Below are 23,801 nucleotides of genomic sequence, written 5' to 3'. Positions count from 1 at the left end.
TGGTCTTGAGCGACAGTCCCTTCGCCCCGAGGATGCTGACGTAGGTGCGCCGCATGTCATGGACCCGGATGCGCCGGACCTTAGCTTCCTCGCACAGGCGGACGTGGACCCGATTCATAGTGCTGGGTCGCAGCGGCCAGCCGTCACGGGACAGGAAGACGAAGTCATGCTCCTGCCACGGCTCCGGCGTCGTGGCCCGCACGGGTGCCCACGTCTCCCGATGCTCGCGCAGGATGGGCAGCAGGTCGTCGGGCAGCGGTATCGTCCGGCGGGCCTTGGGTGACTTGGGCGGACCAAGGTGCAGCTTCCCACCTACCTCCTTAATCGCCACCTCGACGCGCAGTTCGCTCGCCTCGAAGTTGATGTCGCGCCAGCGCAGCCCGCAGAGTTCTCCACGCCGCAGCCCCGTCAGGATGGCTGTAATCCAGAACGCCCGGAGCGGGTGCGGTAGAATGTGATTCCAGAACGCCTGAACCTCCTCCGGGGTCCACGATGCCTGCTGCTTGCGGGGCACGGTGGGCGGGCGCACCAAGGCTGCGACGTTACGCGCCAGGATTTCCTCGCGCACCGCATCTTGCAAGGCCATCTTGAGTAGGTTGTGTGCCCGGCGCACACAGGCGTCCGATGCCCCCTTGGCACGCAGCTTGGCGTGCAGGTGGCGTAGGTCGTCGGTCGCCAGCCGTTCTAGACGCACATCCCCCAGGTAGGGCTTGATGTGGTTCTTGAAGGTGTCGCGGTAGTCGCGCATGGTGGAGGGCTGCCGCTTGTCCACCTGCTCCTTGGTGTCCAGCCACTCCTCGAAGTATTGCGACAGCTTCTTCGCCCCCGCGCTGGTGAGGACGCCCTTGTCCCGCTCCACCATCGCGGTGCGGAGGTACTTCTCAGCCTCCTTCTGGGTCTTGAAGGCCCGCTCCAGCGCACGCTTACCGCTGGGGTGGTGGCGGGGCAGAGGCACGCGGGCCACCCACTGCTTGCGCTTCTCGCGGAAGAAGACGCTGCCCGTATCGTTCGAGCGCCGACCCTGTCCACGCGGCATGTCAGCCCTCCCCTGCGAAACCGCTGGCCTTCACGGGCGGCGTGTACCGCAGCACGTCCCCTATCGCCACGTCCTTCCCCGTCAGGTCGCGCAGCGCCGTGAGGATGAGGTCGAGCGTCTCCAGCTTCACCTGCTTCGTGCCGCGCGACAGGTTGTACAACCCGGTGTTTGAGAGCGCCCCGTCCGTCGCCTTGACGAGGCTGTACACGCTGAGGTCGTGTGCCCGCAGGTATTCCTTCAACGTCCATTCAACCATGCCCGACACTACCACGACCCATACTGCAAGAGAAATTGACATAACAGGATAACCGTGGTGAATCAGGAAGGTGGTCCTGGGTGTTCGGCCTTAGTAGGTGAACGCGGCACCGCTGCATAGCATGGGTGTCAAAGGTGACCATGATGACCACGCCGAGTTCTGACCTGCCCACCACCGTCCCCCAGGACGCCCTCCTCCTGACCGTCAAGCAAGCTGCCGCTGCCCTTCAGTTGGGCACCAACCGCGTCTACGAGATGGTGAACGCCAAGGAGCTACCGAGCCTGCGCCTGGGCGGCAGCATCCGCATCCCGCGCTCCAGCCTTATACAGTGGATTGAAGACCAATTGGCAGCTTGAAGACTGCGATATCGCAGCCCGCGGGGACGTGCAGGTGAGCCGCGCGTCCCTTTTTCCATGTCAGATACGTGAAGGCCGGTCCCTACAATGGGTGGGTGACGACCATAGCCCGCCCCAGCGTACTCGACCAACTCAAAGCGCTCTCCCACGAGATTCGCTACGACCTGGTTCGGCACCTCGCTGAAGGCGAACGCTGCGTCTGCGACCTGGAAGCCCTGCTCGACCTCCCACAGTCCAAGGTCTCCTACCACCTGGGTATTCTCCGCGAGGCCGACCTCGTGACCGCCGAGCAACGCGGCAAGAACACCTACTACACCCTGCGACAAGACCAACTCTTCCTGTTGGGTGGAGCACTGCTGAGCGAGATTTTCAGGGAGCCTCTCGCCTTGATGCATCAAACGAAATCGATATGCTGAAGGCATGGTCCGCGTCCTCATCCTCTGCACCCACAACTCCGCTCGCTCCCAGATGGCCGAGGCCCTGACCCGCGCTGCCGCGCGGCGGGCAGGACTCGACCTCGACGTGCATTCCGCCGGGACCGAGGCCACCCGGGTCAAGGACGACGCGAAGACCGTCATGGCGGAGATGGGCCTGAGCCTCGACGGCCATACCAGCAAGACGCTCTACGACGTGCCCGACCCTCAGAACTTCGACTACGTCATCACCGTCTGCGACAGCGCCGCCGAGGCGTGCCCGGTTTACCCGGGCCGGACGACCCGCCTGCACTACCCCTTTACCGACCCCAGCGGCGGCAGCCTCAACCGCTGGCGGATGGTGCGTGACCAACAGGCGGGACAGTTCGACGCCTTCGTCCAGGCGCTCCGGGAGGGGCGGCCCGTACCCGCCAGCTATGAGGACAGTCCTGCCGTTTCGGTCGCCTGACGTGACGGTGGCCCTCCCGCGTGCCCTCGCTGCCGAGGGGCTGGGCACCTTCGCGCTGGTGTTCTTCGGGCCGGGTGCGGCGGTGGTGCAGGCCCAGACGGGTGCCCTCGGGCACCTCGGCGTAGCCGCCGGGTTCGGGCTGACCGTCGCGGCGGTCATCGCCGCGCTCGCTCCCGTCAGCGGGGCATACATCAACCCGGCGGCCACTTTCGCCTACTGCTGGCGGGCCGCTGCCCACTCAGACGGCTCGTGCCCTACGTCGTCACCAATTGCTCGGCGCTACCGTCGTGGCTTTCGTGCTGCTGGCCCTCTTCGGGCGGTCACAGCCACCTCGGCTTGAGGTCTGCTCCTGGCAGGATGACGGACGCTGCCCGCTCAGCCCCACGTAGTGCAATTCCGGCAACGTCGTGCCAAATCCCAGGCGTTGGAACGGCTCGCCAGTCGAGTTGAGTGCGCCATGCCTGGAAAGATTACGCTTTATACGTAACCAGTTCGTGTAAACTTATGCCATGCCCATTGTGGACCTCTTTTCAAAACGCCAAAAGCGCCTCCGTGGTGAGGTGCCCGATGTTTACGAGTACGAACGCATACCTCAAGAATTAAGGGTTCAGGTCGTTCATGTCTTTCAGGAAGCTCTGGGGAGTGATAGCGAGCAGTTGCGCCATATATCCAGGCCCGAAGTTGAACTACTTTACGCACAGATAAATAGGTCACTAGCCAAAGAGTACGGTTTATTTACCTTAGGTAAAGATTATGAAACTAATAAGGAAGCAGTCCTAAATTTCATCCTAAGAGAACAGGGTTACGAGAAGTTCTTGGACGCAACGGAATTTATTTTGCGTGTTGTGGATAAGGTAATTAGAGAGGACTGGAACTACAGGTCGGGCAATAGAGTCTCCCTTGAAGCCAATGATGCCATTGAGGAGATTAACGACAGATTCAAGGAACATGGGGTAGGATACGAGTATGTTAACGGTGAAATGATTCGCATTGATACCCAAATTATTCATAATGAAGCAATCAAACCCGCACTGGCCCTACTAAGGGACAAAATTTACAGTGGCGCTAATCAGGAGTTCCTCAAGGCTTTCGATAAGTATAAGGGAGGTGACAATAAGCAGGCACTCGTGGAGGCCCTGAAGGCACTTGAGAGTACCTTAAAAGCGATTTGTGATAAACGCGGGTGGACTTATAATTCCACCGATACTGCCAGTAAATTAATAAACGTCGTGCTACAAAACGGCTTGATACCCGGATATATGCAGGGCCACTTTGATGGCCTGCGGCCCCTCTTAGAGAGTGTTGCCACTCCCCGCAACAAAATGGGTGGACACGGGCAAGGTAGTGCGGTCGTCAACGTATCAGATTACTTTGCGCGATTTGCATTAAATATGACCGCAAGCGCAATTGTTATGCTGGTTGAGGCCGAAAAGGCTTTACCTTAATAAAACTTGATGTTAGCATAAACGCTCAAAATTATTGTAAATCTCTTTCCTGAATATGAGTTCAATCGCTGACGTTCTGGGGCGTTGAGACTAAGTGCATGGAGCTTATACCGCTCGCCATTAGGACACGGATGCCGTCTGAACTTGGAAGCACCTGGGTGACCTCAGTGCGGGTGCGGAAAGGCGAAGTGGTGGGCGGGCGTAGGCGTCGAGATACACGACCACCTCATCCTTAGTGGGGTAAGCCTCGGGGTCACCGGGGAAGGAGAAGCCGGGCAGGGCAGGGTGCTTGGAGGAGAGAAGAGCCGGAGACTGTCGTAGCACAAAGCGTAGGCCGTGGCCTTAAAGGTGATAGGCAGCGGCGAGTCCAGCCTGCCCTCCCCCGATGACTTAGTCATCGTAGCCGAGGTCTGTCCCGACACCTTCTCCACCCCCCAGCGGTTCATGAACGGTATCGGCTGTTGTTATACTCAACTATTGTCATTGACAAGCAACAGGGTCAAGAGTACAGTCAGGATATGACCGTTGCCAATGACAACAAATCAGCAGAGGCTACACAGACGGGTGCCCTTCTGCGGACGGTGACGCGGCTGTTCGGGGAGTTGCAGCAACGCAACTTCGCCTGCTGTGATGTCCAGTCCGCGACCCAGTGCGTCATCCTGACTACCCTTCAGAGAGAAGGCGACCAGACCCTCACCGCCCTGACGCGCACCCTCAACCTCGACAAGGCGTGGCTCAGCCGCAGCACCGACGGCCTGGTGGAGCAGGGTCTCCTCGTCAAGACGCCGCACCCCGGTGACCGCCGCGCCCTGCTGCTGCGCCTGACCGACGCGGGGCACCAGGCCGGGCAGGACCTTGACGCCCAACTCAACGCCCAGTCCGCCCGCGTGCTGGCCCGCCTGCCGGAAGCCGACCGGGCAGCGGCCCTCCGGCTCCTCACCAGCTTGAGCGCCGCACTTCAGGCTGAACTCGACGGGGAGGTGGGCTGCGGATGCTGACCCGGAACGCCAACCCTGCCGATGTGCGGGGGATTGAGGGACTGCTGGCGTCCCTTGGCCTCCCAGTGGCTGGTGTTGCCGAACACCTGGAGGGGGTGCGGGTGGCCGAGCAGGACAACAACCTCCTCGGGGTAGCCGGGCTGGAACGACATGGACAGGTCGGTCTGCTGCGTTCCTTGGCCGTCGTGCCGTCCGCCCGTGGGCAGGGCGTGGCCGCGAGACTCGTCAGTGAGGTGCTCGACCAGGCCCGCCGCCTAGAACTGGAGGAGGTCTACCTGCTCACCACCACCGCCAGGACCTACTTCCCGCGCTTCGGCTTCACGACGGCCTCCCGCGCCAGTGCGCCCCCCGCCCTGCTCGCCTCGCGCGAGTTTCAGGACGCCTGCCCCCAGTCCGCCACCCTCATGCGCCTGCCCTTAAAGGAGAACGTCATGACCCAGACCATCCCCGGACTCGCTGACCACACCTCGACTGCTGCCTTGCTCGACGCCCTCCGTGCCCAGCCGCAGCGTCCCCTGGAGTTCTGGCTCCACGGCAACCTGCTGGTCGGCCCTGGCTACCACGTCACCGAAGTCAAGGCCGTGACCATCGAGGCGATGGACTGCGGCGGTCGGGCCGACGCCTGGCGCGAGACGGTCATCCAGCTTAAGGACGGTAACGCCCAGGAGGTGCAGGCGGGGTTCATGAGCACCCGCAAGTTCCTCGCCATCTACGACCGGGTGGCAAGGAGCGTCCCGGTGCGCGGTGAGGCGGAGGTGCGCTTCGAGTACGGCAATAGCGCCCTCCCCGCTATGCAGTACCGCGTCACGCATGTCGAACCCCAGGCGGAGCGGGTCATCGTTCACCTGCGGACACCGGGGGTGCAGTGCAAGGCCGCCGACACCTGCGGTCAACCCACGACCACGGCGGAGGCCAGCGAGGGCTGTGCGCCTGCGAGTGGCTGCTGCGGCCCGGCGACGACCGACCTCATCACCCTGGGCTGATGTCTGACCTCTCTCGCGGCCAGCGTTTCCTGATGTGGACGCTGGCCGTCCTCACGACAGTCAGCTACGGTGCCCTGTACTACGCGCAGCCCCTCCTGGCCGTGGCCGCCGAGCACGAGCGGGGGTGGACCCGCACGCAGACCGGCCTCGCCTTCACCCTGGCCCTGCTGGTGACGGCCCTGACTGCCCCGGCGGTGGGCCGCGCTCTCGATGCCCGTGGGGGCCGGGTCTTGGTCGGCGGCGGTGCGCTGCTGGGCGGGGCAGCGTTCGTCCTGCTGGCGTTGACGCACGGCTACCCGCTGTTCGTCATCGGCTGGCTGCTCGCGGGGGTGGCGATGGCCCTGACCTTCTACGAGGCGGCCTTCACCGTCCTCGGGCAGCAGGTTGGCGGCGCGACACGGACCCGAGCGACCCTGACCATCACGCTGGTCGCGGGGCTGGCAAGCACCATATTCGTGCCGCTCACCACGGCGCTGCTGGCGGCGGGCGGCTTGCAGGGCGCGTTGCTGGTCCTCGCAGCCTTGTTGGTCTCCGTTGGCCTCCTGGCCTGGTGGATGCTCCCCGCCGCCGGGGCTTCGACCCTCGATAAGGGTCGGGTGGCCTTCACCCCCGACCAAGCCTTCGTGCGGCTGATGGTGGCCTTCACGCTCGCGCGGGTCGTGACGGTCGGGGTGGGTCTACAACTGGCTCCACTGCTCCTGGCCGCCGCCTATGCACCTGGGCTGGCGGCGGCGCTGACCGGCCTGCTTGGTCTCACGGCCCTGCCCGGCAGGGTAATGTTCGTGCCGCTCCTGGGGAGGCTGGGTGCCCTGCCGTTGACCCTGCTGCTGTTCATGCTGCTGGGTCTCGGGGCACTGCTGCTCCGCTTCACGGCCTCACCGGCCCTCACGGTGACAGCCATCGTCCTCTTCGGCTTGTCGAGCGGCGCGTTAACCCTCGCCCGAGCCGAACTGCTGACGAGGTGGTATCCCCCCGAGACCTTCGGGACGGCGAACGGCCTCATGGCCCGACCTGTGAACCTTGCCCAGGCGTTTACACCCCTGGGAATGGGGGCACTCTTCACCTTGACAGGCGGGTACGGCTGGTCGTTCACGCTGTTGGCCGTGCTGGCGGCCCTGGCTGCCTGGGTCGCCACCCGGAGCACCACTAGCCGTGACTCCTGGGGAGGCTATGGCGGAGATACAAACGCATAAGAAGACCAAGGGCGTAGGCACCAGCAGGTAGGACAGGAAGGTCCGGCAGGCCGGTCCTGACGGGGAAGGCACCATCTCGCGCTCCAAAATCTGCGGGGTCTTCGTGTGCCTCCCACTGGAACGGTGGATTGAAGTTCAACTGGCCGCCTGAAATCTCCTACTGTTCGACATCGCACAAAGAAAGAACGTTGGCCCCGACGACCACCTTCGTCCGACTGGCTCGCTCAAATCTGACGGACCGCGCCAGCGTGGACCGCTACGATACGAACCGATGACACAGCCAGGGGTAAACGGCGCATGGCACTGAGTTGGAACGACATTCGGGCGCGGGCGGCCACGTTCGCCCGTGACTGGCAGGATGAGACGCAGGAGAACGCCGGGGCGCAGACCTTCTGGAACGAATTCTTCAACGTATTCGGCGTGGACCGCAAGCGTGTAGCCGTCTTCGAGAAGAAGGTCGGCAAGGTCAGCGGCGTTAGCGGTCGCGGGCGAATTGACCTGCTGTGGCCCGGCAGGCTGCTGGCTGAGCACAAGACCAGGGGCAAGGACCTCGACGCCGCCTTCACGCAGGCGCAGGACTACTTCGCCGGGCTGGAGGAACACGAGCGGCCCGCCTACGTGGTCGTCAGTGACTTCGCCCGCATCCGCCTGTATGACCTCGAAGCAGAGACGCACATCGAGTTCCCGATTACCGAGTTCCCCCAGCACGTCGAACGCTTCGGCTTCATCGCCGGGTTCCAGCAGCGGCACTTCCGCGAGCAGGACCCGGTCAACGTCAAGGCTGCCGAGCAGATGGCGCGGCTGCACGACCAGCTTGAAAAGAGCGGCTACAAGGGCCACCAGCTTGAACTCCTGCTGGTGCGCCTGCTGTTCCTGCTGTTCGCGGACGACACCGGCCTGTTCGACCAGAAGGGCATCTTCTACGACCTGATTGAAGCGACCCGCAAGGACGGCACCGACCTGGGGCCAGTGCTCGCCAAGCTGTTCCAAGTCCTCGACACCCCGCTGGACAGGCGGCAGACCACCCTGGACCCGAGATACGCTGCCTTCCCCTATGTCAACGGCGAACTGTTCCGCGAGCGCATTGACCTCGCGGACTTTGACGCCGGGATGCGTGAGCACCTGCTGGGGGCCAGCAGCCTCGACTGGGGCAAAATCAGCCCGGCCATCTTCGGTGCCATGTTCCAGGGCGTCATGGACCCGGCCGAGCGCCGTGCCCTGGGTGCTCACTACACCTCCGAGGCGAACATCCTTAAGGCGTTGGGGCCGCTGTTCCTTGACGAACTGAAGGCTATGCGCGAGGCGGCGCGGGGCAACAAGGACAAGCTGCAACGGTTCCTCAACCTGTTGCCCACCCTGCGGTTCCTTGACCCTGCCTGCGGCTGCGGCAACTTCCTGATTCTGGCGTACCGCGAACTGCGCCGCTTGGAACTGGACGCCCTGGCCGAACTGCACCGAGGACACACGCTGCTGAACATCGGGGAAGTCCTGAAGGTCAACGTCGGACAGTTCTACGGCATCGAGTACGAGGAGTTCCCCGCGCAGATTGCCCGCGTGGCGATGTGGCTGACCGACCACCAGATGAACGTTGAGGCGTCCCTGCTGCTGGGGCAGCCCTTCGTCAACCTGCCGCTGGCCGACGCCGCCCACATCCTGCATGGGGATGCGCTGGAAGCGGACTGGGAAGCCCACCTGAACCTTGCAGCCGACGCCGATGGGCTGACACAGCTTTACATCACAGGTAATCCGCCCTTCGTGGGCAGCTACCTCATGTCACCTGAACAGAAGCGGCAGGTGCTCGCGCTGTTCGACGGCAACAATGAAGCAGGCGTTCTCGACTATGTGACGGCCTGGTATATGAAATCCGCCCGCTTGATGCGGAAGATTGACCGCACCTGGCCTCACATCCGGGTGGCGACCACCTTGGTAAGCACGAACAGCATCGTGCAAGGCGAGCAAGTACCGCCGCTGTGGACGGAGATTCTGGAGAATTACGGGAACGCCATCACCGCCGCGCACCAGACCTTCGCCTGGTCGAATGACGCCCCAGGCAGGGCGGGCGTGCATTGCGTCATCATCCAGTTCCAACCGGTTAAAGCAGCACCAATTAAACGGCGATTGTTCACGTATGCCAATGTCAAGTCGGCTCCCACGGAACAGGAGGCGAGGTACATCAACGCCTACCTGCTGGATGGGCCAGCAGTCATCGTCAGGAAGCAGCGCAAGCCGATGGTCGCCGGGGTCAACCAGCTTGTGTACGGCAACAAGCCTGCGGATGGCGGACATCTCATCTTGCACACGGAAGCCGAACTGAACGAGTTCCTGGCGGATGAACCGGGGGCGAAGAAGTTTATCAAGAAACTGCTGGATGCCCAGGACTTCCTGAAGGGACAGACGCGCTGGTGCCTGTGGCTCGTGGACGCCGAGCCGAGTGAGTTGCGGAAGCTGCCCAGGGTGCTGGAGCGGGTACAGAAGGTCAAACAGGTGCGGGAGGAGAGCAAGTCGCCCATCATCCGCAAATTCGCCAGCATACCTGCGCTGTTTGTCCAGCGACCGCACGTGGACACCACCTACCTCGTCGTACCCGCCCACACCAGCGAGCGCCGCGAATACATCCCTTTCGGCTACATGGATGGAGAGACTGTCATCAACAACGCGCTTTTCATGGTGCCGGAGGCCGACCTCTTCACCTTCGGGGTCATGACCAGCCGCGCCCACATGGACTGGATGCGTCTCACGAGTGGCCGCTTGGAGAGCCGCTACAGGTACAACAAGGAGCTGACCTACAACACCTTCCCCTGGCCCGACCGTAGAACGCTGGCCGCGAAGCAGGTGCAAGCCATCGAGGCTGCGGCCCAAGCCGTGCTCGACGCGCGGGCCAAACATCCCAACAGTACGCTCGCTGACCTGTACGACCCCAACCTGATGCCACTGGACCTCCGCAAGGCCCACGACGCCCTCGACCGGGCCGTGGAGGCGTGCTACCGCAAGGCCGCCTTCAAGTCCGAGGCCGAGCGGGTGGCGTTCCTGCTGGACGAGTACCAGAAGCTCGCCCCGACCCTGCTGACCCCGGCGGCGAAGCCCGCGAAGAAGCGGATACGGAAGGCGGCGGCGGACTAACCGATGCAGGCCGAGTCACCGTGCTGTAGCCGCCTTGCCCGCCTGAAGGCGTAGGGCGAGCAGGTGAAGCACAGGGCCATCACCAGCAGGGCGTTGCGGACCCTCCTCCGGGGTGCGCCTGCCCTGGCAGCCAGCCTTGAACAGGAAATGCTCACGCCGCCGCTTCGAGTGCCACAGCCTGATTCGCCCGTGGACAGTCGCGCGACAAGCATCACCACCGACGACATCATCGAGGACGCCTTTCTGGAACTGCTGCGCTGGCAGGTCGAGGTCCGGGAGGGAGTGGGCAACGGCTCGGGCAGTGAGGCAGCACCCGCCCCCGCTCTGCTTCACGAACTGAGCCTCTCTACGGCCTCGCCCCAGTGGGAGGCGCGGCTGCGGGAATTGGCCCACCACGTCTGGGCCGCCCGCACCCGCTTCTTCGCGCGGCAGACCATCACCGACGAGGACTGCACCATCGTGCTGCGCCTGATGCTGACCGCCGCCCGCCCCAACTGGCCGACCCGCCTGAAGGTGTCTCCTACCCAGCAGCGCGACCTCGTACATCTTCTTGCCCTGCCCGTGCCGCCGGAGGTATCGGGCACAACCCGCTGGACGGCCCGCCCGCCGCTGGGCGACCTGAACCTTGACGACCAAATCGTGTTCGTGCGCCTCCAGTCAGGCTACAAGGTCGAGTGGGAGTGGCGCTTGGTGCTGGGAGCGGCGGCCCTGGCTGCCCGCCACACCTCTCTCGTGCTTGGGGAAGCGCCGAGGGTGCGCTTTGGCCTGTGGAACGCCCGGCACGCGCACCTTTTGCCCCTGGACGTGGGTGATTTGTTTCCCGAACATCGCCTGGACCATCTCGCCCGTACAGTCGGGCGTCAGATTGTGGAGACGAACTGGACGGCCCTCGGACGTACCAGCCAGCTTGCCCGCCTCCCCGGCGAAGCGGCCAGCCAGCAACACCCGGTGCTGGCCCTGCAAGCCGTGAACGGCCACACCAAGACCCTGGCTGCCCGTCTGCGTACCGAGCGGACGCCCAAAAGGGTCAAGGCGCTCCGACAGCAGCAGCTTTACCTCTACGAGGTCAAGGAACGGGCGGCGCGGGTCATGCTGGAACGTGGGGTACTGCGGCCCGTCGCCATCGAGCAGGGCACTCTCCTGGCAGTGGGGGACACGCCGCTGGGGCCACGAGGCTTCCACCTGACCCTGGAACGCTTCATGGACTTTGCCGACCGGCTCAATCCACAGGATGCGGCGCGTCAGTACGGCAGTCTGCGGGAAGCTCAGGCCGTGCGGGAACAGTACGACCTTGACGAGGCCCTTCAACTCCTCGTCAAGGTCATCACGACCAAGGGAGCGAGCCTCGGGACAGGACGACGCCAGTAATCCTGCGGAGATTTTCGGGCATTCCCCGTTTCATCTGGTTGACATTCCTACCGTGTTCATCGGTGTTCCTACCCCACTATCCCTCATCTCTGGGGTGACTCATAGGCCCCTCCCCTCTCGGGTGGGCCGCGAAGATATATCTACATGCTCCAACTCATGGTTCTCATGCAATGCCCTCCCCAATGCCCTCTACCCGTGAAGATGAAAGGCGGCGCGGGACGGACTGGGGGTGTTCGGCCTTAGTTGTGGGTTCGAGGTGGTCACCTTAGCCTGAGTCACGAAGCGCCACCAGGCGTACCAACTGCACCCCGCCATCAAGGCCCGGACCCTTCACGGGGTGGGCTGGATGGTGTCGGTGTGGCCGGAGGATTCCATGAAGCTCATGCGACCACATATCGTGACCCCCGACCTCCGCGAGGTCATCGCCATCTACCACTCTGAAGTCTTCGGCACACCCGCGTTTACCCACCTCGCCCAGCACCTCCTGTTCGGTCGCCCAGGCACAGGAGAGGAAGAAAAGGGCCATGTCGTCACCTCGACCGAAATGTTCGACGTGATTCTCGCGGGGACGGGCTGGAAGAAGTACAGCAAGGTCAAGTTCCTCGACCGCTTCCAGCAGGCGACCGGCATCGGCCTCAAGGTCCGCGAGCACGAGTATGTGAAGGGGCTGGCCCGCGCCATCCAGGCCGAGTTCCACCCGGAGGTCGTGGCCGTCTTCGAGCAGGAACTCCGGGCCAGGGGGCGCAAGGACCGTGTCTTCTTCGACACCGGCAGCAAGGTCACGCCGGACAACCGCCTCCTCGCCTTCCGGCAGGCCGAAGCCGCCCAGCGCGGTGAGTTCCAGGCCGACCGACTCAACGCGCCGATTCTCCGGTACTTCCTTGATGAGGTCAGCACCAACGCCTACGCCAAGTTCCGCAAGAACCTCGACATCGCAATCGCGCTCGCGGAACTGACCGAGACGGACCCGCACCGCCAGCGGGCCGTCCTGACCAACCTGCACCGCCTGCGCGACACGCTCAAACCCATCTACGAGCAGAAGCCGGGCACCAACCGGGTGTTCGCACAGGGCTACAGCCTCCAGTCGCTCCCCAAGCACTACCGCGACCTGCTGATGCCCGGCAGCGTCGAGGCCGACCTCAAGTCTTGCCACCTCGTCATTGCGGCGTTCGATTGGCAGGTGCAACCTCTCATCAAGGTGCTGGAGCGCGGGCAGAGCATCTGGACCTACCTCGCGGACGCCGTGGGCACCGACTCCACCCCGGAGGCGAAGGCGGGCCTCAAGAGCGCCATCTACGCGGTGCTGTACGGCGGAGGCCGCGACCGTATCAAGAGCTATCTCCCCGCCGACCAGCACCGGGCCTTCCTGCATGACCCGGTCGTCAAGGCGCTGCTGGACGCCAGAGAGGCTCAGATGCGCTGCATCAAGGAGGCGGGCGGCCTGCTGACTGTAGGGGGTGAACTGATACCTCTGGGGGAACGTCACCCACGCGAACTGCTGGTGCGCCGTGCCCAGGACATCGAGACGCACATCATCGCCGTCTGCTACGAGGTCGCGGAGCGGCACACGAAGGACTTCCGCATCGTGTCCGCCGAACACGACGGCTTCCGGTACGACCTCCTCGATAAACGTCGGGGCGACAAGGTACAGGCGTACCTGCTGGAAGCCGTACAGAAACGGAGCGCCGAACTCAACCTACCCATGACGATGGAGTTCAGCCGGGCGGCCTGAGAGCCGTCAGGAGGCATAGGAAATCGCAACTCACGCGCCAGAAGCCCCTTGTCGTTCAGGCCGACGAGGGGCTTCTCCAAGCGGCTATTCCGCCTCCCCAAAATGCGGGAGAACATCGTATTCATCATTGTTTATAAAGGGTGGAGCTTGGCCTGGCTGCTCATCCACGTAGAGGAAGACTGCTGTTGAACACATGGATTTTCCGTGGCACGTCCCTACAGTCATAAAACAGACCGATGACGATCAGCCAGCAAGTTCTCTCAAGGTGTCGTTGCGGCCACAGTTTCAAGCTATTCCGATACCTCTTTTCCAACCGCATCTAGATACAGATGATGGCTGGGGCAGAAGTCTCTCCTTTTATACTGGATGACCAACTCATCCCTCTCCTTAATCGCTTAACAGCTACCAAAATACATTAAATTTCAAACACAGCTTTTGTTTTATCTTGCGGCATTGCAGACAATCTAACGAAATGATTTTGGAAGTTTAGTTGTACAAAAAGAAAAGGATGGAGATAGTGAAACTAAAAGTGACTATTGGAATTATGGGGCACAGGCTTTATAAAAATACTCCTGCTATTTATTAAGAGCGGCAACCCGTAAATAATTGCTAAGGCTTCTGCTCCGGCGTCTGCGTTTCTTGAAACAGTCTCGTGATGTGGACACCGAGGGCGATGGCGATGCGCTCCACGTTGTCAATGGACAGGTTGCGCTCACCCCGCTCAATGGCCCCGATGTACGTGCGGTGCAGCCCCGCGAGGTCGGCCAACGCTTCCTGGGAAAGGCTCCGTTCGGCACGGAGAAGGCGCATGTTCTGGGCGAGCACCACGCGGGCCTGGAGTTCGGCGTGGCCCTGCTGCATGGCCCCCAGCATTTCCAAGTGCTACTTCTGAGGCTACAGACGCTCAGTAGACAGACTCTGAGTAGCGCACCCAGCACGGAGCGTGTAGCATCGGCGGGAATGACCTCTATTCCCGGTGCCAAGCTCCCCGGCTTGCAGCCCGCCTATCTCACGGCCAGGGGCGAGGCGTACCTGGGGGACGCTCTCGACCTCCTCGGGCGGCTGGAGGACGACAGCGTCAACCTGATTCTCGCCAGTCCGCCGCTCCCCCGTCCGAAGGACTACGGCCACAAGCCCGAGGAGGAGTTCGTCGCGGAACTCTCCAAGTTCGCCCGCCTGGCGCAGCGGAAGCTACGGCGCGACGGGAGCCTCGTGCTCCACCTGAGTAGTGCTTACCGCCGGGGCGTTCCTGCCCGGAGCCTGCATAGTTTCCGTGCCCTTCTCCACCTCTGCGACGACCTCGGGTTCTACCTCGCCCAGGACTTCTACTGGCACAACCCCAGGCGGCCCCTCTGGCAGCCAGAGTGGGTCAACAAGCGCAAGCTGCGGGTCAGGGACGGCGTGGACACGGTGTGGTGGCTGGGCAAGACCGAGTGGCCGAAGGCCAACGTGGCGAACGTGCTGGTCGAGCACCCCACGCAGGCGGCCCTCTTCGACTTGGACTGGCGGGAAACCGACTGGTTGGACATGGACGGCGAGGGCCTTATCCCGCCGAACCTCATCCGCACGGCGGTCGAAGACCCCGGTGGACCTTACCTCGAAGGCCGCCGTGCCCTGCGACTTCAGGGCGACCCCTCCCGCCTCCCTGCCGCCTTATCGGAGTTCTTCATCCGCTTCCTGACCGAGCCGGGAGACGAGGTGGTGAACGTGTTCGACGGGTCGAACGCGGCGGGCCTCATCGCGGAGCGGGAGGAGCGGCGCTGGCTCTCCTTCGAGGCGAACCCCGAGCACCTGGCGGCCTCCGCCTTCCGCTTCCTGCCGGAGAAGCTGCAACCCAAAGTGCGCCGCCGCGCATTCGAGGAGGTATTCGCCAGGGTCAGGAATGGCGATACCTGCGACCTGCGCGGGTACGACACGTTCCTGATGCAGTTCGTCGCCCTGTGGGCCGAGATGACCGACAAATGGGATTCGTAGCGGGAGTGGCCGACGAGTTCAGCCGCCTCGTAAAACAGCACCGGAGAGCGGAGGTACAGGCCCGCTCTCCCGAAAGGATGTCATGCGACCAGTCACTTCTGTTTCCAGGTTCTTCATTGCGCCACTCGCGCTCTTGACCCTGTCCTCGACTGCCCTAGGGGCAGCGAAAGTCACCACCCTGGCGGACAACCGTTGCGGAGTGCAGGTAGGCAACAAGGTCTTCGCCATCGGCTCCAGCGCCAAGTCATTGTTCGACGCGCTCATAGCGAACGGTATCAAGGCAACGCGAGAAGAATCTGATTACGCCCCCTACATGGAAATCAGAGCCGACATTGGCATCAATGCGCTCTACAAAAAGGATGGCAAACTCACCTTCATAGGACTCGGGGCCGACAAGTTTCAAACTGAGAAGGGACTGAACAACCGCAGCACGTACCGCACGGTGCTGCGGAAGTACGGGCCGAACGCCGATGAGTTCCCAGATGATTACCAAGTGAGCGCGACCTACGTCGAATACAAGCGGCCAAAATGCTACGTCACGTTCGGCTTCTACGAGCTTGCTGCCGGGAACTTCCTTGAGAGCGTAAGCATCGGCAGCCGCAGCTACCAGGACATGATGGATATGTTCTACGGGCCGTAGGGCTTCGAGTGACGGACGCGAGGGCAAGAGCCGCTGGCACATCATGCCACCAGTTGCCACCGAATCTGCCACCAAATAGCCCGGTAGAGTTGGGGGAAGATCGGGAAATCTAGAGACGACCCTCTAGTTTTTTCTCGTGTGGCAGAGAGAAATCCAGAAGGACCGTGAGGAACCGTGACCCTTCCCAGCCACCTGTTAATCGGACGGTCGTTGGTTCGACCCCAACCTGCCGAGCCAGAAGCAAGCCCCGCTCCCTCTGGGACGGGGTTTTTCCTTTTTGCCGCTGCGCCTTCGGAGTGAATTTCAGGCCTCAGTGTCCGTCCGACTGCATGGGAAGACATCCGATTCCGAGTGTTAGCCTGCGGGCATGTGGGCTTCAAAACGGGCAGGGGCGGTGCCGGGGAGCGTCTTCGCGCTGATGGACGCCGCGAAGGAGCGAGGTAGAGCAGCAGGCCACAGCATCATCGACCTCAGCATCGGGTCGAGTGACCAGTCGCCCCCGGAAGGGGCGCTGGAGGCACTGCGGACCGCGACCCGTGACCCCAGCACCTACCGTTACCCCCTCTTCAGCGACACGCGCCCGCTGCGGGAGGCTGCCGCCGCCTACCTGCACAGGCGCTTCGGGCTGACGGTGGACGCCGACGCGGAAGTTCTGACCCTCATCGGCGCGCAGGAAGGGCTGGCGCACCTGCTGCTGGCCGTTACCGATCCGGGCGACACGTTGCTACTCCCTGACCCCTGCTATCCGCCCTACCTGGGTGCGGCGGCGGTCGCCGGGCTGCGGGTGGTCACGCTGCCGCTGCTGCCCGAGCGCGGCTTCCTGCCCGACCTGAAGGCGGTCCCGGGCGACGTTCAGCCGCGCGCCCTGCTGCTCAATTACCCCAACAACCCGACCTCGGCGGTGGCAGACGCCGCCTTCTTTGCCGAAGCCGCCGCCTGGTGCCGCGCGCGGGGCACGCTGCTGATCCACGACCATCCCTATGCCGAGCTGACCTTCGGGGACTACCGGGCGCCGAGCGCACTGGAAGCTGGGCTGGAAGGCGTCGTGGAACTGCATTCCCTTTCCAAGACCCATCACCTGGGCGGCTTCCGGGTGGGCTTCGCGGTGGGGGACCGGTACGCCATTGCCGCTCTGGCACAGGTGAAAGGCGCGGTGGATTTTCACCCGTACCTGGGCATTCAGCGCGCGGCGACCATCGCCCTGGGCCTGCCAGACGAGGTGGGGCGGACGGGGGCGCAAGTCTTTCAGCAGCGGCGGGACGCCCTGGTGCCCGCCCTGCGCGCCCTGGGGTGGGAGGCCGCACTCCCCAAGGCGAGCATGTACGTCTGGGCGCGGGTGCCTGGCCTGACGGACAGCGTGGCCTATGCCGTCCGCGCCGCCGAGACGACCGGCGTGGCGGTCAATCCAGGCCGCGCTTTCGGTGAGCGGGGCGAGGGCTTCGTCCGCTTCGCGCTGGTGCAGCCACCTGAGGTGCTGGTGGAGGCCACGCGGCGACTGGCAGGCGTGCAGGTGCAGGAGGAAGCGCAACTCCTCACACCCTGAACACCCACCGCAAAAAGAGAGGGAGCGCCCCAGCAGACGCCCCCTCTCCCCTTTTCCCTAACCCCTCACACCGCTTCCGTCGCCGCCAGCCGCTCCAGCACGCCGGGGTCTTCCAGGGTGCTGGTGTCCCCCTGAATCTCCTTCCCGGCAGCGATCTGGCGCAGGAAGCGGCGCATGATCTTGCCGCTGCGGGTCTTGGGCAGCGCGTCCGCGATAATGATGGCGTCGGGACGGGCCAGGGCGCCGATTTCCTTGGCGACGTGCGCGCGCAGTTCCCCGGGGTCCACCTCCTGCCCGCTCTGCGGGAGGACGAAGGCGACCACGCTCTCGCCCTTCACCTCGTCGGGGCGGCCCACCACGGCGGCTTCCGCGACAGCGGGATGGGCGACCAGGGCTGACTCGATCTCCATCGTGCCCAGGCGGTGACCGGAAACGTTCAGCACGTCGTCCACCCGGCCCACCACCGTCACGTAGCCGTCGGCGTCGCGGCGGGCGCCGTCCCCGGCAAAGTAGACGTGGGGAATCTCGCCCCAGTAGCTCTTGCGGTAGCGTTCGTCGTCGCCATAGACGGTGCGGAGCATCGAGGGCCAGGGCCGCTTGATCACCAGCAGGCCGCCCTCGTCGGGGCCGAGTTCCTCACCCTCATGGGTCATGATGGCGGGTTCCACGCCGAACATCGGGAGGCCCGCGCTGCCGGGCTTGCTGGGGTGCGCGCCGGGCAGGGTGGTCAGCATGATCGCGCCCGTCTCGGTCTGCCACCAGGTATCCACCACCGGGCAGCGTCCGCCACCGATCACGCGCTGGTACCACATCCACGCTTCGGGATTGATCGGCTCGCCCACCGATCCGAGGAGGCGCAGGCTGCTCAGGTCGTACTGCGCGGGAATCTCGTCGCCCTGGCGCATAAAGGAACGGATGGCAGTCGGCGCGGTGTAGAGGATGGTGACCCCATGCTTCTGGACGATCTCCCAGAAGCGGCCCCAGTCGGGGTGGTTGGGGGCGCCCTCGTACATCAGGACGGTCGCGCCGTTCAGCAACGGACCGTACACGCTGTAGCTGTGCCCGGTCACCCAGCCGATGTCGGCAGTACACCAGTAGACGTCATCGTCGCGCAGGTCGAAGACCGTCTGGGTCGTGAGGTACATGTTCACCATGTAGCCGCCCGTCGTGTGCAGCACGCCCTTGGGCTGGCCGGTGCTGCCCGAGGTGTAGAGCAGGAACAGGGGGTGTTCGCTGTCCACCGGCACCGCCTCGTGTTCGGCGCTGGCGGCGTCCATCAGGTCTTGCCACCACAGGTCGCGGCCCGGCTGCATCGGCGGATTGGTGCCCGCGCGGTTGACCACCAGGATCTTTTCCAGGGTCGGCGTGTTCTGGGCGGCCTCGTCGGCGTTGGCCTTGAGGTTGACGGGCTGCCCGCGCCGGTAGCCCGCGTCGGCGGTGATCAGCAGCTTGCTCTGAGCGTTGTTGATGCGGTCGGCCAGGGCGCTGACCGAAAAGCCCGCGAAGACGACGCTGTGAACGGCCCCAATCCGGGCGCAGGCGAGCATGGCGATGGCGGCTTCGGGAATCAGCGGCAGGTAGAGGGTCACCCGGTCGCCCTTTTGCACCCCCAGCTCCGTGAGCACGTTCGCCGCCTTGTTCACCTCGCGCAGCAGCTCCGAGTAGGTGTAGGTGCGGACCTCGCCGTCCTCGCCTTCCCAGAGGATCGCGGTCTTGTCGCCCAGGCCCCGTTCCACATTGCGGTCCAGCGCGTTGTAGGCGATGTTCGTCTCGCCGCCCACGAACCACTGGGCGTGGGGTTCCTGCCAGTCCAGCACCCGCTCCCAGGGCTTCATCCAGACGAGTTCGCCTGCCACGTCGCCCCAGAAGCCCTCGGGGTCGTCGAGGCTGCGGCGGTACATTTCCTGGTACTGCTCGGGCGAGACGCGCGCACTGGCCGCGAACTCCTCGCTGGGCGCGATCACGCGGTTCTCGTGCAGAACGTTGTCGATATGGTCGGATGGGGCCGGACGGGTCGCGGGCTGGTCGGACATGGAAAACCTCCGGGTGGGAGAACGCGGGAAGGGCGCGTCTGAAAGGTCACCGGTTGTGAGTGTGCCTACTGTAGCGCCGGGACGTGAGGCCTGCACGTGTGGTTACGAGAGGGGTACTGCACCGGGTTCAAGGGCGGTAAGCAAAACCCCCGGGCGCGGGGCCGGGGGCTGGAAGCTGGCGGCTGGCCGCTGGAAGCTGTCTCAGTCGTGCGCCGCGACGGTCCCGTCCGTGCCCGCCCCGGTGTAGGCGCGGAACTTCATCTCCTCGAAGGCCTCGTCGGCGTCCTCGCGGCGGCGGGCGGCGCCCACCAGCGTGCCCAGGGCGGCGAACAGGAACCCGGCGGGGATGGAGATGATGCCGGGGTTTTCCAGCGGGAAGACCGGGGCGGCCTGGATGGGGTGGCGGCCGGTCGTCTTGTCGGCCGGGTCGATGCCCATGATGTTGGGGCTGAGGGCGATCAGCACCAGGCAGGTCAGAATGCCCCCCACGATGCCCCAGATGGCGCCGGTCGCGTTGAACCTGCGCCAGAACAGCGTGAACAGGATCACCGGGAGGTTGGCGCTGGCGGCGAGCGCAAACGCCAGCGCCACCAGGAAGGCCACGTTCTGCGTCTGCGCCAGCAGGCCCAGCAGGATGGCGACCACGCCGACCGCGACGGTGGTGATCCGCGCGACCCGGAACTCCTCGCGCCCGGTGGCCTGCCCCTTGCGGATCACGCCGTTGTAGATGTCGTGCGTGAAGGAGGTGCTGGCCGCGATGGTCAGGCCCGCGACGACGGCCAGGATGGTGGCAAAGGCCACGGCGGTCACGAAGGCCAGACCGAGTTCACCGCCGAAGGTGCCCTTCCCGCCGAAGAGGGCCTCGGCCAGCAGCGGCGCGGCCATGTTGCCCGCCTTGTTGGCCGTCTCGATGGCAGCCTTGCCGACCAGCACGTTCGCCGCGTTGCCCATGAAGGCCGTCATCACGTAGAAGGCGCCGATCAGGACCATCGCCCACACCACGCTCTTGCGGGCGTCCTGCGCGGTGGGCACGGTGTAGAAGCGCACCAGGATGTGCGGCAGACCCGCCGTCCCCAGCACCAGCGCGAGGCTGAGCGAGATCAGGTCGATGGGGTTCTTGTACTTCAGGCCCGCACCCAGGAAGTCCGCGCCGTTCTTGGCCTCGGCGGCCCCCAGCAGATTGGAGAAGCTCCAGCCGAAGTGCCCCAGGATCAGCAGCGTCATCACGATGGTGGCGAGCATCAGCAGCACGGCCTTCACAATCTGCACCCAGGTGGTCGCCAGCATCCCGCCGACCACCACGTAGATGATCATCAGCACGCCGACGAGCGGAATCGCCACGCTGGCCTTGAGGAGCCCGCCCGACAGCAGGCTGATCAGCGCGCCCGCGCCCACCACCTGCGCGATCATGTAAAAGGCGCTGATCACGATGGTGCTGATCGCCGCGTAGGTCCGCACCCGCTGGTCTTTCAAGCGGTAGACCAGCATGTCCGCCAGCGTGTACTTGCCCAGGTTCCGCAGTGGCTCGGCCACGATAAAGAGCACCGTCAGGTAGGCGATGAACCAGCCCACCGAGTACATGAACCCGTCGTAGCCGTTCAGCGCGATCAGGCCGGTGATCCCCAGGAAGGAGGCCGCGCTCATGTAGTCCCCGGCGATGGCGATCCCGTTCTGGGGGGCGCTGATCCGCCCGCCCGCCACGTAGAAGTCGCTGGCGCTGGTGTTGCGCCTCCCGGCCCAGAAGGTGATGACGAGCGTGACGGCCACGATGAGGGCGGCGAGCAGGAAAGTCATTGCTGCGCCTCCTGCGCCAGGCGGTCAAACTGCCGGGCGCGGGCCACATAGATCGCGGCCATGATCCAGCCCATCGCGAATTCCGCGAAGGCGAACACGTAGCCGAAGGTGACGTTGCCGAACACCTTCGTCGCCATCAGCGGCTTGTTGTATCCGGCCAGGATGGGCAGCAGGAAGTACAACACCAGGAACGTGACCGTCATGATCACGGTAAAGCGGTTCCGTTCGGCCACCAGCCGTTGATAGGCCGCGTTGCGAACGGGCGGGGAGCCGGACTGCATACGGGATACGGTCATACGGGCCTCCTGCTACAGGTGCGCGATAGGGCGATGACGGCTGCCGGGCGGTTGTGCTGTGGGGTGTTTTTCATAGAGTAGAAGTCCTTTAACGTAAAATCAATGGACCGGGTACAACTTCAGCGTTCCTGACGCTGGAACAGGGCCTCGGCGCAGCCTTCACCGGGCCTAGAGTGCCCCAGTTCGCCAACGGCACGGCCCGGCACGGGTATGGTGGGGGCGTGCTTCTCGACCGGCTGGGCCGTCCCCTGCGTGACCTGCGGATCAGCGTGACCGACCGCTGCAACCTGCGCTGCACGTACTGCATGCCTGCTTCAGTCTTCGGCCCCGACTACGCCTTCCTGCCCCGCGCCGAGCTGCTGACCTTCGAGGAGATCGAGCGGCTGAGCCTTGCGTTCGTGGACCTGGGCGTGCGGAAATTGCGGCTCACGGGGGGCGAACCGCTGTTGCGGCGCGACCTCCCCGACCTGATCGCGCGCCTCAGCCGCATTGAAGGTGTGGATGACATCGCCCTCACCACCAATGGCCTGCTGCTGCCGCGCCTGGCGGCGGACCTGAAGGCGGCGGGGCTGAAGCGCGTGACGGTCAGCCTGGACAGCCTCGATCCGGAGGTGTTCGGGCAGATGAACGGGCTGAACGTTCATCCGCAGCGGGTGCTGGACGGGATCGAGGCGGCGCTGAAGGCCGGGCTGGGCGTGAAGGTGAATACGGTGGTGCAGCGCGGCGTGAACGACGCGGGCCTGCGCGAGCTGTGGCTGGCGCTGCGCGAGCAGGCGGTCGTGCGCTTCATTGAGTTCATGGACGTGGGCAACCACAACGGCTGGAATCTGGATTCGGTGGTGCCCTCGCGCGAGGTGCTGACCCGGCTCAGCGCGGACGGCACGGGTGCGGAGTTCCAGCCCGTGAACCCCCACTACCGGGGCGAGGTCGCCGCCCGTCACCAGGACGGGGCAGGCCACGAGCTCGGCCTGATCAGCAGCGTGACCGCCCCCTTCTGCGGCGACTGCTCCCGCGCCCGGCTCTCGGCGGTCGGCGTGCTGTACACCTGTCTCTTCGCGGACCAGGGCACCGACCTGCGCGCCCCGCTGCGGGCCGGAGCCGACGACGCGGCCTTGCGTGAGCTGATCTCGGGCGTCTGGCAAGGCCGCCGTGACCGTTACAGCGAGGAGCGCGGCGAGGTCACGCGGGAGCGCAAGGTGGAGATGTCGCACATTGGGGGATGACGGTCTAACGGTCAAAAGGTCGAGCCGCCGAACCGCGCGGCCCCTCAACCCGATCCGGCCTCCTCAGTGGTCAGACGGTCAGACCGTTCGACGGTTTGCCCCTTTCACTTGTGTACCCCAGACACAAACTCTAAGATGAGCGTCCAAAGGCCCCCGCGCCTGCGGCGGGTCTGGAGGGACGCATGGCGAAGTACCCGCTCATCAAAACCACGCTGAAAGACCGTCTGCTGGGCGGACACTACCCGGAGGGGCTGCCCCTCCCCAGCGAACCGCAACTGGCGCGCGAATTCGAGGTCTCGCGCATGACCGCCCGGCGGGCCATCGACGAACTGGAACGCGAGGGCTACGTCTACCGCGTGCAGGGCGCGGGCACCTTTCCCACCGGCAAGCGCTTCCGGCAGGGCGTGTTCCGGGTGCGGCCCTTCCGGGAATGGGCGCGGCACCCCGATCACCGCACGGCGGTGCTGCGCGCCATGCAGATCGAGGCGACCCCCGAGATCGCGCACGTCTTGCAGCTTCAGCCGGGCGACCCGGTGATCTTCATCCACCGCCTGCGGACGGCGGGCGACGAGGCACTGGTGATCGAGAAACGCTACATCAACGCGGCGCTGGTGCCGACCCTGCTCGAACACAACCTCGGCCTGGAGAGCATCCACGAGGTGATGGTCGGTCTGGGCGTGCCGCTGTCGCGCGTGGAGCAGAATCTGGAAGCGGTCAATCTGCGCCAGGAGGAAGCCGACCTGCTGCGTGTGCCCCTGGGCACCGCGTCCTTCCTGCTGCGCCGCACCACCTACAGCGGCACCCGGCGGGTGTCCTACGTGAACTACTGGGTGCGCGGCGACCGCTACGCCTTTCAGGACAGCTTCGAGCCGTGAGGCCCAGGGACAGGACAACGTGAGCGTGGGGCGGAAGAACACCGCCCCACGCTG

22 protein-coding genes (1 of these 22 cut by a window edge) are annotated in these 23,801 nt (G+C 64.4%); 16 read left to right on the top strand and 6 right to left on the bottom strand.

The genetic code is table 11. The annotated features are described in order from the left end of the window. Positions 1–1,036 carry the 5' portion of a tyrosine-type recombinase/integrase gene (locus tag E5F05_RS08825; RefSeq protein WP_129118256.1) on the bottom strand. Its footprint begins 149 nt before the window's first position, so the window shows 1,036 of its 1,185 coding nt (coding positions 1–1,036); it begins with the start codon at positions 1,034–1,036; its stop codon lies off the left edge, out of view. A 1-nt stretch (position 1,037) separates the two neighbouring features. Then, the gene (locus E5F05_RS08820) at positions 1,038–1,292 is read right to left on the bottom strand and encodes a helix-turn-helix transcriptional regulator (protein ID WP_164973403.1); all 255 of its coding nucleotides are present in this window, start codon (positions 1,290–1,292) and stop codon (positions 1,038–1,040) included. A 140-nt stretch (positions 1,293–1,432) separates the two neighbouring features. On the opposite strand from E5F05_RS08820, the gene E5F05_RS08815 reads away from it, so the two are divergent. From E5F05_RS08815 to E5F05_RS08765, 11 genes are all read left to right on the top strand, one after another. Then, positions 1,433–1,648, top strand: coding sequence for a helix-turn-helix domain-containing protein (locus E5F05_RS08815; protein WP_241687101.1), 216 nt, complete (start codon positions 1,433–1,435; stop codon positions 1,646–1,648). 104 nt (positions 1,649–1,752) lie between these two features. Then, on the top strand, positions 1,753–2,064 hold the full coding sequence (locus E5F05_RS08810; protein WP_129118320.1) for an ArsR/SmtB family transcription factor: 312 nt from the start codon (positions 1,753–1,755) through the stop codon (positions 2,062–2,064). Between the two features lie 4 nt (positions 2,065–2,068). Continuing rightward, positions 2,069–2,530: an arsenate reductase ArsC gene (locus E5F05_RS08805; RefSeq protein ID WP_129118254.1), complete on the top strand. Its 462-nt coding sequence runs from the start codon at positions 2,069–2,071 to the stop codon at positions 2,528–2,530. Then, the gene (locus tag E5F05_RS08800) at positions 2,499–2,870 is read left to right on the top strand and encodes an aquaporin (RefSeq protein WP_129118253.1); all 372 of its coding nucleotides are present in this window, start codon (positions 2,499–2,501) and stop codon (positions 2,868–2,870) included. Before E5F05_RS08805 ends, E5F05_RS08800 begins: the two co-directional genes overlap by 32 nt. 169 nt (positions 2,871–3,039) lie before the next feature. Then, on the top strand, positions 3,040–3,975 hold the full coding sequence (locus E5F05_RS08795; protein ID WP_129118252.1) for an STM4504/CBY_0614 family protein: 936 nt from the start codon (positions 3,040–3,042) through the stop codon (positions 3,973–3,975). 518 nt (positions 3,976–4,493) lie between these two features. Beyond that, on the top strand, positions 4,494–4,973 hold the full coding sequence (locus tag E5F05_RS08790; RefSeq protein WP_129118251.1) for a MarR family winged helix-turn-helix transcriptional regulator: 480 nt from the start codon (positions 4,494–4,496) through the stop codon (positions 4,971–4,973). Then, positions 4,967–5,956, top strand: a complete 990-nt coding sequence (gene arsN2 / locus E5F05_RS08785; protein WP_129118250.1) for an arsenic resistance N-acetyltransferase ArsN2 — start codon at positions 4,967–4,969, stop codon at positions 5,954–5,956. Before E5F05_RS08790 ends, arsN2 begins: the two co-directional genes overlap by 7 nt. Then, complete coding sequence (locus E5F05_RS08780; protein WP_129118249.1) at positions 5,956–7,149, top strand: MFS transporter; 1,194 nt, start codon at positions 5,956–5,958, stop codon at positions 7,147–7,149. Before arsN2 ends, E5F05_RS08780 begins: the two co-directional genes overlap by 1 nt. A gap of 297 nt (positions 7,150–7,446) precedes the next feature. Next, positions 7,447–10,269 (top strand): DNA methyltransferase, encoded by a 2,823-nt coding sequence (locus E5F05_RS08775; protein WP_129118248.1) that lies wholly within the window; start codon positions 7,447–7,449, stop codon positions 10,267–10,269. A 189-nt stretch (positions 10,270–10,458) separates the two neighbouring features. Next, a complete protein-coding gene (locus tag E5F05_RS08770; protein ID WP_129118247.1) occupies positions 10,459–11,637 on the top strand; it encodes a hypothetical protein in 1,179 nt (392 codons plus the stop codon). 373 nt (positions 11,638–12,010) lie between these two features. Then, positions 12,011–13,369 (top strand): hypothetical protein, encoded by a 1,359-nt coding sequence (locus E5F05_RS08765; RefSeq protein ID WP_129118246.1) that lies wholly within the window; start codon positions 12,011–12,013, stop codon positions 13,367–13,369. 609 nt (positions 13,370–13,978) lie between these two features. On the opposite strand, the gene E5F05_RS08760 is transcribed toward E5F05_RS08765, so the two are convergent. Beyond that, positions 13,979–14,242, bottom strand: a complete 264-nt coding sequence (locus E5F05_RS08760; RefSeq protein WP_241687096.1) for a helix-turn-helix transcriptional regulator — start codon at positions 14,240–14,242, stop codon at positions 13,979–13,981. 87 nt (positions 14,243–14,329) lie between these two features. Between E5F05_RS08760 and E5F05_RS08755 the strand changes: the two genes are divergently transcribed. From E5F05_RS08755 to E5F05_RS08745, 3 genes are all read left to right on the top strand, one after another. Next, positions 14,330–15,343 (top strand): DNA-methyltransferase, encoded by a 1,014-nt coding sequence (locus E5F05_RS08755; RefSeq protein WP_129118244.1) that lies wholly within the window; start codon positions 14,330–14,332, stop codon positions 15,341–15,343. An 82-nt stretch (positions 15,344–15,425) separates the two neighbouring features. Beyond that, entirely contained in the window at positions 15,426–15,983 is a 558-nt protein-coding gene (locus tag E5F05_RS08750) for a hypothetical protein (RefSeq protein ID WP_129118243.1), read from the top strand. A gap of 367 nt (positions 15,984–16,350) precedes the next feature. Beyond that, positions 16,351–17,526 carry an aminotransferase class I/II-fold pyridoxal phosphate-dependent enzyme gene (locus E5F05_RS08745; RefSeq protein ID WP_129118242.1) on the top strand — a complete coding sequence of 392 codons (1,176 nt, stop codon included), beginning with the start codon at positions 16,351–16,353 and terminating at the stop codon, positions 17,524–17,526. 65 nt (positions 17,527–17,591) lie between these two features. Here E5F05_RS08745 and acs read toward each other — a convergent pair whose 3' ends face one another. The 3 genes from acs to E5F05_RS08730 all read right to left on the bottom strand — a co-directional run bounded on the left by acs (position 17,592) and on the right by E5F05_RS08730 (position 21,649). After that, positions 17,592–19,559, bottom strand: a complete 1,968-nt coding sequence (acs, locus tag E5F05_RS08740) for an acetate--CoA ligase (RefSeq protein ID WP_129118241.1) — start codon at positions 19,557–19,559, stop codon at positions 17,592–17,594. Positions 19,560–19,760: 201 nt separating this feature from the next. Next, on the bottom strand, positions 19,761–21,353 hold the full coding sequence (locus E5F05_RS08735) for a solute symporter family protein (RefSeq protein ID WP_129118240.1): 1,593 nt from the start codon (positions 21,351–21,353) through the stop codon (positions 19,761–19,763). Beyond that, positions 21,350–21,649: a DUF485 domain-containing protein gene (locus tag E5F05_RS08730; RefSeq protein ID WP_129118239.1), complete on the bottom strand. Its 300-nt coding sequence runs from the start codon at positions 21,647–21,649 to the stop codon at positions 21,350–21,352. Before E5F05_RS08730 ends, E5F05_RS08735 begins: the two co-directional genes overlap by 4 nt. 221 nt (positions 21,650–21,870) lie before the next feature. Between E5F05_RS08730 and moaA the strand changes: the two genes are divergently transcribed. Together moaA and E5F05_RS08720 are read left to right on the top strand one after the other, a co-directional pair. Beyond that, positions 21,871–22,872, top strand: a complete 1,002-nt coding sequence (moaA, locus tag E5F05_RS08725) for a GTP 3',8-cyclase MoaA (RefSeq protein ID WP_129118319.1) — start codon at positions 21,871–21,873, stop codon at positions 22,870–22,872. 182 nt (positions 22,873–23,054) lie between these two features. Beyond that, positions 23,055–23,747 carry a GntR family transcriptional regulator gene (locus E5F05_RS08720; RefSeq protein ID WP_129118238.1) on the top strand — a complete coding sequence of 231 codons (693 nt, stop codon included), beginning with the start codon at positions 23,055–23,057 and terminating at the stop codon, positions 23,745–23,747. The last annotated feature ends 54 nt before the right edge of the window (positions 23,748–23,801 follow it).

The organism is Deinococcus metallilatus (assembly GCF_004758605.1).
GTDB lineage: Bacteria > Deinococcota > Deinococci > Deinococcales > Deinococcaceae > Deinococcus > Deinococcus metallilatus.
This window is presented reverse-complemented; position numbering and strand designations above follow the sequence as displayed.

Bases quoted from the DNA above. Each gene is read 5' to 3' on its own strand.
- E5F05_RS08820 (WP_164973403.1), bottom strand. From the start codon at position 1,292: ATGGTTGAATGGACGTTGAAGGAATACCTGCGGGCACACGACCTCAGC.
- E5F05_RS08815 (WP_241687101.1), top strand. From the start codon at position 1,433: ATGATGACCACGCCGAGTTCTGACCTGCCCACCACCGTCCCCCAGGAC.
- E5F05_RS08805 (WP_129118254.1), top strand. From the start codon at position 2,069: ATGGTCCGCGTCCTCATCCTCTGCACCCACAACTCCGCTCGCTCCCAG.
- E5F05_RS08800 (WP_129118253.1), top strand. From the start codon at position 2,499: ATGAGGACAGTCCTGCCGTTTCGGTCGCCTGACGTGACGGTGGCCCTC.
- E5F05_RS08795 (WP_129118252.1), top strand. From the start codon at position 3,040: ATGCCCATTGTGGACCTCTTTTCAAAACGCCAAAAGCGCCTCCGTGGT.
- E5F05_RS08790 (WP_129118251.1), top strand. From the start codon at position 4,494: ATGACCGTTGCCAATGACAACAAATCAGCAGAGGCTACACAGACGGGT.
- arsN2 (WP_129118250.1), top strand. From the start codon at position 4,967: ATGCTGACCCGGAACGCCAACCCTGCCGATGTGCGGGGGATTGAGGGA.
- E5F05_RS08780 (WP_129118249.1), top strand. From the start codon at position 5,956: ATGTCTGACCTCTCTCGCGGCCAGCGTTTCCTGATGTGGACGCTGGCC.
- E5F05_RS08775 (WP_129118248.1), top strand. From the start codon at position 7,447: ATGGCACTGAGTTGGAACGACATTCGGGCGCGGGCGGCCACGTTCGCC.
- E5F05_RS08765 (WP_129118246.1), top strand. From the start codon at position 12,011: ATGAAGCTCATGCGACCACATATCGTGACCCCCGACCTCCGCGAGGTC.
- E5F05_RS08760 (WP_241687096.1), bottom strand. From the start codon at position 14,242: ATGCTGGGGGCCATGCAGCAGGGCCACGCCGAACTCCAGGCCCGCGTG.
- E5F05_RS08755 (WP_129118244.1), top strand. From the start codon at position 14,330: ATGACCTCTATTCCCGGTGCCAAGCTCCCCGGCTTGCAGCCCGCCTAT.
- E5F05_RS08750 (WP_129118243.1), top strand. From the start codon at position 15,426: ATGCGACCAGTCACTTCTGTTTCCAGGTTCTTCATTGCGCCACTCGCG.
- E5F05_RS08745 (WP_129118242.1), top strand. From the start codon at position 16,351: ATGTGGGCTTCAAAACGGGCAGGGGCGGTGCCGGGGAGCGTCTTCGCG.
- acs (WP_129118241.1), bottom strand. From the start codon at position 19,559: ATGTCCGACCAGCCCGCGACCCGTCCGGCCCCATCCGACCATATCGAC.
- E5F05_RS08735 (WP_129118240.1), bottom strand. From the start codon at position 21,353: ATGACTTTCCTGCTCGCCGCCCTCATCGTGGCCGTCACGCTCGTCATC.
- E5F05_RS08730 (WP_129118239.1), bottom strand. From the start codon at position 21,649: ATGACCGTATCCCGTATGCAGTCCGGCTCCCCGCCCGTTCGCAACGCG.
- E5F05_RS08720 (WP_129118238.1), top strand. From the start codon at position 23,055: ATGGCGAAGTACCCGCTCATCAAAACCACGCTGAAAGACCGTCTGCTG.